Genomic DNA, 6,658 nt, shown 5'->3' with positions numbered 1-6,658 from the left:
TTCATAGTGTTTCGGTGGTCATAGCGTGAGGGAAACGCCCGGTTACATTCCGAACCCGGAAGCTAAGCCTCACAGCGCCGATGGTACTGCAGGGGGGACCCTGTGGGAGAGTAGGACGCCGCCGAACTCCCTTTAGAGCTCTGGCTCTTGGGCACGAAGCCCAGGAGCCGGAGCTTTTTTGCGTTGAGGTAAGGTCAGGGGGCATCGTTGGCTCGTTTCCCAGGAGGCCCCCGGGTGGAGGTCCAGGAGACCCGTGTCCAGACGGACCGGGTCCTCACCATCCCGAACATCCTCAGCATGGCGCGTCTTGTCGGCGTGCCCGTGTTTCTGTGGCTGATCCTCCGGCCGGAGTTCGGGGGTCCCAAGAGTGATGGTTGGGCGCTGCTGGTGCTCGCGCTGAGCGGGATCAGCGACTACCTGGACGGGAAGCTCGCGCGGCGCTGGAATCAGATCAGCAGCCTCGGCCGGCTGCTCGATCCCGCTGCCGACCGGCTCTACATTCTCTCGACGCTGGTGGGCCTCACCTGGCGCGGGATCCTGCCGCTCTGGCTGACCGCCGTGCTGCTGGCGCGAGAGCTGGTTCTGCTGGTGATGGTGGGCATCCTCAGGCGTCATGGCTATCCGCCGCCGCAGGTGAACTTCTTGGGGAAGGCGGCCACCTTCAATCTGATGTACGCCTTCCCGTTGCTCCTGCTGAGTGACGGAAGTGGATGGATCTCGTCACTCGCTGCTATTTTCGGATGGGCGTTCGCCGGATGGGGTACAACGCTGTACTGGTGGGCAGGAGTGCTCTACGTGGTCCAAGTCCGCCGCCTGGTTCGTGCGGACGCCATGGCCGATTGAGCTCGGCGATTGTCCGGACGTAGGGCTCGATGGCCCGCGGCGGAAAAGTGCGGGACAATCATGACGGGTGAAGTCGGCTAGACCGTCGTCTCTAGAGGAGGACGCTTCCGACATGAAGGCCGTCGTGATGGCCGGTGGCGAAGGCACACGCCTTCGCCCTATGACCTCGAGCATGCCCAAGCCGCTCCTGCCGGTAGTGAACCGCCCGATCATGGAGCATGTGCTGCGGCTGCTCAAACGGCATGGGCTCACTGAGACCGTCGTAACCGTGCAGTTCCTGGCCTCGCTCGTCAAGAACTACTTCGGTGACGGCGAGGAGCTCGGAATGGAGCTCACATATGCCAATGAGGAGAAGCCACTCGGTACCGCCGGAAGCGTCAAGAACGCCGAAGAGGCGTTGAAGGACGATGCTTTCCTTGTCATCTCCGGCGATGCCCTGACCGACTTCGACCTCACCGAGCTGATCAACTTCCACAAGGACAAGGGCGCGCTGGTCACCGTCTGCCTGACGCGTGTGCCCAATCCGCTGGAATTCGGCATCACCATCGTCGACGAAGAGGGCAAGGTCGAGCGTTTCCTCGAGAAGCCGACCTGGGGCCAGGTCTTCTCCGACACGGTGAACACGGGCATCTATGTCATGGAGCCCGAGGTGTTCGACTATGTCGAGCCCGATGTTCCCGTGGACTGGTCGGGCGATGTCTTCCCGCAGCTCATGAAGGAAGGCAAGCCGGTGTACGGCTATGTCGCCGAGGGCTACTGGGAGGACGTCGGCACTCACGAGTCCTATGTGAAGGCGCAGGCCGACGTCCTGGAGGGCAAGGTCGACGTCGAGATCGACGGATTCGAGATTTCCCCCGGTGTGTGGGTGGCCGAGGGCGCCGAGGTGCATGCGGATGCCGTTCTCCGGGGGCCTCTCTACATCGGTGACTACGCCAAGGTCGAGGCCGGCGCCGAAATCCGTGAGCACACCGTCGTCGGATCGAATGTCGTCGTGAAGACCGGTGCGTTCCTGCACAAGGTCGTGGTGCACGACAACGTGTATGTCGGCCAGCACAGCAATCTGCGGGGCTGTGTCGTCGGAAAGAACACCGACATCATGCGGGCTGCCCGGATCGAGGACGGCGCCGTCATCGGCGATGAGTGCCTGATCGGCGAAGAATCGATCGTTCAGGGCAACGTGCGGGTCTATCCGTTCAAGACCATCGAGGCCGGTGCCTTCGTCAACACCTCGGTGATCTGGGAGTCCAGGGGCCAGGCGCATCTGTTCGGGGCGCGTGGGGTGACCGGCATCCTGAACGTCGAGATCACGCCGGAGCTTGCCGTCCGGCTGGCCGGCGCCTACGCGACGACCCTCAAGAAGGGCTCCACGGTCACCACGGCCCGTGACCACTCCCGGGGTGCCCGGGCGCTCAAGCGGGCGGTGATCTCTGCGCTGCAGGCCAGCGCGATCGACGTGCGGGACCTGGAGAACGTGCCGCTGCCCGTGGCTCGGCAGCAAACCGCTCGCGGTAGTGCCGGCGGGATCATGATCCGGACGTCTCCGGGCGTGCCGGACTCGGTCGACATCATGTTCTTCGACGGGCAGGGCGCCGACCTCTCGCAGGCGAGCCAGCGGAAGCTGGACCGGATCTTCGCGCGGCAGGAGTACCGGCGCGCGTTCCCCGGCGAGATCGGTGATCTGTACTTCCCGGCGAGTGTCTTCGACTCGTACACCGGGTCGCTGCTGCGGAACGTCGACACGACCGGGATCGCCGAGTCGGGGCTCAAGGTGGTCGTGGACGCCTCGAACGGCAGCGCCGGGCTCGTACTGCCCAGCCTGCTCGGAAAGCTCGGTGTGGACTCGCTGACCATCAATCCCGGCCTCGACGAGTCCAGGCCGACGGAGACGGCCGAGGTCCGGCGGTCGGGGCTGGTGCGCCTCGGCGAGATCGTGGCGTCGTCCGGGGCCGCGTTCGGCGTGCGCTTCGACCCCGTGGGCGAGCGGCTGTCCCTGGTGGACGAAAAGGGCCGCATCATCGAGGACGACCGGGCTCTGCTCGTGATGCTGGACCTGGTGGCCGCGGAACGGCGTAGCGGCCGTGTGGCGCTGCCGGTGACCACGACCAGGATCGCCGAGCAGGTGGCCGCCTACCACGGCACCCAGGTCGAGTGGACGACCACCTCTCCGGACGACCTCACGCGCGTGGGGCGTGAGGAGGGGACGATCTTCGGTGGTGACGGAAAGGGCGGCTTCATCGTCCCGGAGTTCAGCGGTGTCTACGACGGTACGGCGGCGTTCGTACGGCTGATCGGGCTGGTGGCGCGGACGCAGCTCACCCTCAGCCAGATCGACGCGCGGATCCCGCGGGCGCATGTCCTCAAGCGGGACCTGGCCACTCCGTGGGCCGTGAAGGGACTGGTGATGCGCCGGGTCGTGGAGGCGGCCGGAGATCGCTTTGTCGACACGACGGACGGAGTGCGTGTCGTGGAGACCGACGGGCGCTGGGTGATGGTGCTGCCCGACCCCGCCGAGGCGGTCACGCATCTGTGGGCGGAGGGGCCGGACGACGCCTCCGCGCAGGCCCTGCTCGACGAGTGGGCGGCGATTGTAGACAGCGCCGGACGGTAAAAGCCGCAGCACGCGAGCGTGCCGGACACGTGTCCCCCCGGGGGCCTGTCCGGCACGCCGGTGGGGCCATTCGGAGGTACTGGTCGCGACGTGCGACGATGTGCGGCATGCCGCAGCATCCCCCCGTTCGGAGCACGCCCTCGCGGCCGTCGCGCCCGGACGCCTCCATGTCGTTGATCACCAACGTCATGGATCACAGCCTCGACGACGGGTATGCCGAGGCTGCCGCCCGGAAGAAGTCCGAGGGCGAGGGCGGCATGCCGAAGACCCTGAGGGCGAAGCTCGGTCTCGCCGGCGGTCTCGTGCTCGCGGCGCTGGTGGTGACCGTCGGCGCGGCCCAGGCGCGTGTGGCGGCCCCGGTCGTCGCCAAGGAGCGGCAGGAGCTGATCGACCGCATCGACCGGGAGACCTCGTCGGCGGACAGGCTGGAGGGCACCGTCGACAAGCTGCGCGACGACGTGAGCGCGCGCCAGCGGGCGGCGCTGAAGCAGAGCGGCGGCAGCGGCCAGGTGGACCTGGTGGGAATCCTGTCGGGCGCCACGGCGGTGCACGGCCCCGGGGTGAAGCTCGTCGTGAACGACGCGAAGGAAGCCTCCTCGGGCGGCGACGCCGGCAATCCGCGCGAGACCGCTGATTTCTCCGACACCGGCCGCGTGCGCGACCGCGACATGCAGCGTGTCGTGAACGGGCTGTGGGCCTCAGGGGCCGAGGCGATCTCCATCAACGGGCAGCGGCTGACCGCCCTGTCCGCGATCAGGGCCGCGGGTGACGCGATACTGGTCGACAACAAGCCGCTGGTGCCGCCCTACACGGTGCTCGCGGTGGGGGACGGGGACAGGTTGAGCACCAGGTTCCAGAACAGCCCCGACGGGCTGTATCTGCATGCCCTGGCGGAGAACTACGGCATCCGGACCGGCATCTCCACGGAGAGGGACGTCCGGCTGCCGGCAGCACCGAGTGTGATCGTACGTACAGCACAGCCGAGCACTGAGAAGGGCACATCGTGATCGCCGTACTGGGCCTCATCGTGGGAGTCGTGGCCGGCCTGTTGGTCCGTCCTGAGGTTCCGGCGGTCGTCGAGCCTTACCTGCCGATCGCCGTCGTCGCGGCGCTCGACGCCGTCTTCGGTGGCCTACGGGCGATGCTCGACGGGATCTTCGACGACAAGGTCTTCGTGGTGTCGTTCCTGTCGAACGTGGTCGTGGCCGCCCTGATCGTGTTCCTGGGCGACAAGTTGGGTGTGGGGGCGCAGCTGTCCACGGGTGTCGTGGTGGTGCTCGGCATCCGGATCTTCTCCAACGCGGCGGCGATCCGGCGCCACGTGTTCCGGGCGTGAGAACGATGAGCAACGAGGACGAGCAGCCGGAGAACAGGCTGCGCAAGGAACTGCCCGCGGAAGTGCCCGCGTCGGCCCCCGACGGCGAGCAGGGGGCGGAGGAGCAGCCCGAGGCCGCGCTCACCGGCCGCCAGCGGCTGGTGAAGGGCCTGTGGCCGCCGCGGGTCACCAGGGCCCAACTCATCGTCGCCCTGCTGCTGTTCGGCCTCGGCTTCGGCCTGGCCGTGCAGGTCGCCTCGAACAGCGACAGCGACAGCGCGCTGCGCGGTGCCCGTCAGGAAGATCTCGTTCGCATCCTCGATGAACTGGATGACCGTACTCAGCGTCTTGAGGACGAGAAGCAGGGACTCGAGAAGCAGCGGTCGGAACTGCAGAGCAGCTCCGACCAGGCGTCCGAGGCCCGCAAGCAGACGGCCGAGAAGGAGAAGCAACTCGGCATTCTGGCGGGCACGGTGGCGGCGCAGGGTCCCGGCATCACGATCACGATCGACGACACGAAGGGGACGGTCCAGGCGGACATGCTGCTCGACGCGATCCAGGAGCTGCGCGCGGCCGGTGCGGAGGCGATCGAGGTCAACGGCGTACGGGTCGTCGCGAACACTTATCTGACGGACTCCGGCAAGAGTGTGAGTGTCGACGGGAACAAGATCAACGCCCCCTATCGTTTCAAGGTCATCGGCAAGCCGCAGGACCTCGAACCGGCGCTCAACATCCCCGGAGGCGTGGTGCAGACCCTTGAGAAGGAGCAGGCAGTCGTGACCGTGGAGCGGTCGACCAAGATCGTGGTTGACGCCTTGCGGGCGGCGAAGCGGCCTGACTACGCTCGGTCGTCCTCCCAGTGAACCGAGGGTGCATGGGGGCCGTCCGGCAGGGGCATGAGGTTGCGGGGGGTCGGCGCACCGAAGAGGCGGTGCGTGGTGGAAACTGTCTGGTGGATACGGACGTTGTGAGGATGTCCGGGTCGACCGGTGTATGCAATCAGGGTTCGTCCTGCCCCACGGGCGGGTCTGTTTCGGTCAAGGGGAATCGCCCGTGAAGTTGTTTGCGAAGTTGTTCGGCAAGAGCGCGCGAGAGGGCAGCGCCAACGCGACCGCTCGTCATCGCGCACAGCCTGACGCAGAGGGCCAGCGCCCGCTGTTCCGTGACCAGGTCCCTGGTCCGGGCGGTGACATTTCCGGCGGCCAGGGCGCGCCGTCTGTTGACCCTGCCCAGTCCGGCGGCATAGGTTTCGGGCAACCGTCAACCTCAAGTACGGGTGGAGGGTTTGCCCCCGACCCGTATGCGTCCAATGCCCCCGCGGGGCAGCCGCGGCAGGAGGATCCGTCCATGTCGGTCCTGGTGTGTACGAGGTGCGGTAACCGGAACGCGGAGAACGCCCGGTTCTGTTCCAATTGTGGTGCCCCGCTGCGTGCCGGCGTGGCGCCGGAGCGTGCGTCCGAGACGACGTCCACGATCTCCATCTCCGGTCTCGAGGCCTACGACTCCGAGGTCACCGGTCAGACGCAGATGCCGGCGCTCTCTCCCGAGGCGCAGGCGGCCGTGGACGCGCTGCCGATGGGCTCGGCGCTGCTGGTGGTGCGTCGCGGACCGAACTCCGGCAGCCGCTTCCTGCTGGACGGCGAGCTGACCACGGCCGGGCGTCACCCGCAGAGCGACATCTTCCTGGACGACGTGACGGTCTCACGCCGCCACGTGGAGTTCCGGCGCTCTCCGGACGGTTCGTTCACGGTGGCCGACGTGGGCAGCCTGAACGGCACGTACGTCAACCGCGAGCGGATCGACCAGGTCGCCCTGTCGAACGGTGACGAGGTCCAGATCGGCAAGTATCGGCTGGTCTTCTACGCAAGTCGGCAGGGCATCTGACCCGTCAG

General features: G+C 67.1%; 6 protein-coding genes and 1 rRNA gene. All 7 read left to right on the top strand.

Translation table 11 applies throughout. From position 1 onward, the window contains the following. Positions 1 to 10: 10 nt before the first annotated feature. Positions 11 to 127, top strand: a 5S ribosomal RNA gene (gene rrf, locus Q8A52_RS47960). A gap of 107 nt (positions 128 to 234) precedes the next feature. Further along, the gene (locus Q8A52_RS47955) at positions 235 to 843 is read left to right on the top strand and encodes a CDP-alcohol phosphatidyltransferase family protein (RefSeq protein ID WP_316764954.1); all 609 of its coding nucleotides are present in this window, start codon (positions 235 to 237) and stop codon (positions 841 to 843) included. Positions 844 to 955: 112 nt separating this feature from the next. Then, complete coding sequence (locus Q8A52_RS47950) at positions 956 to 3,451, top strand: mannose-1-phosphate guanyltransferase (protein ID WP_316764956.1); 2,496 nt, start codon at positions 956 to 958, stop codon at positions 3,449 to 3,451. 167 nt (positions 3,452 to 3,618) lie between these two features. Beyond that, entirely contained in the window at positions 3,619 to 4,458 is an 840-nt protein-coding gene (locus tag Q8A52_RS47945) for a DUF881 domain-containing protein (protein WP_316764952.1), read from the top strand. After that, complete coding sequence (locus Q8A52_RS47940; RefSeq protein WP_006134295.1) at positions 4,455 to 4,787, top strand: small basic family protein; 333 nt, start codon at positions 4,455 to 4,457, stop codon at positions 4,785 to 4,787. The genes Q8A52_RS47945 and Q8A52_RS47940 overlap by 4 nt, the downstream gene beginning before the upstream one ends. A gap of 5 nt (positions 4,788 to 4,792) precedes the next feature. Beyond that, positions 4,793 to 5,629, top strand: coding sequence for a DUF881 domain-containing protein (locus Q8A52_RS47935; protein ID WP_316764950.1), 837 nt, complete (start codon positions 4,793 to 4,795; stop codon positions 5,627 to 5,629). A gap of 130 nt (positions 5,630 to 5,759) precedes the next feature. Continuing rightward, positions 5,760 to 6,650, top strand: coding sequence for an FHA domain-containing protein (locus tag Q8A52_RS47930; RefSeq protein ID WP_316764948.1), 891 nt, complete (start codon positions 5,760 to 5,762; stop codon positions 6,648 to 6,650). Positions 6,651 to 6,658: the final 8 nt, after the last annotated feature.

The sequence above is a fragment of the Streptomyces herbicida genome (genome assembly GCF_032656585.1).
GTDB classification, from domain to species: Bacteria; Actinomycetota; Actinomycetes; order Streptomycetales; family Streptomycetaceae; genus Streptomyces; species Streptomyces herbicida.
The sequence above is the reverse complement of the archived record's forward strand: the minus strand, read 5'-3'. Positions and strand labels throughout refer to the sequence as shown.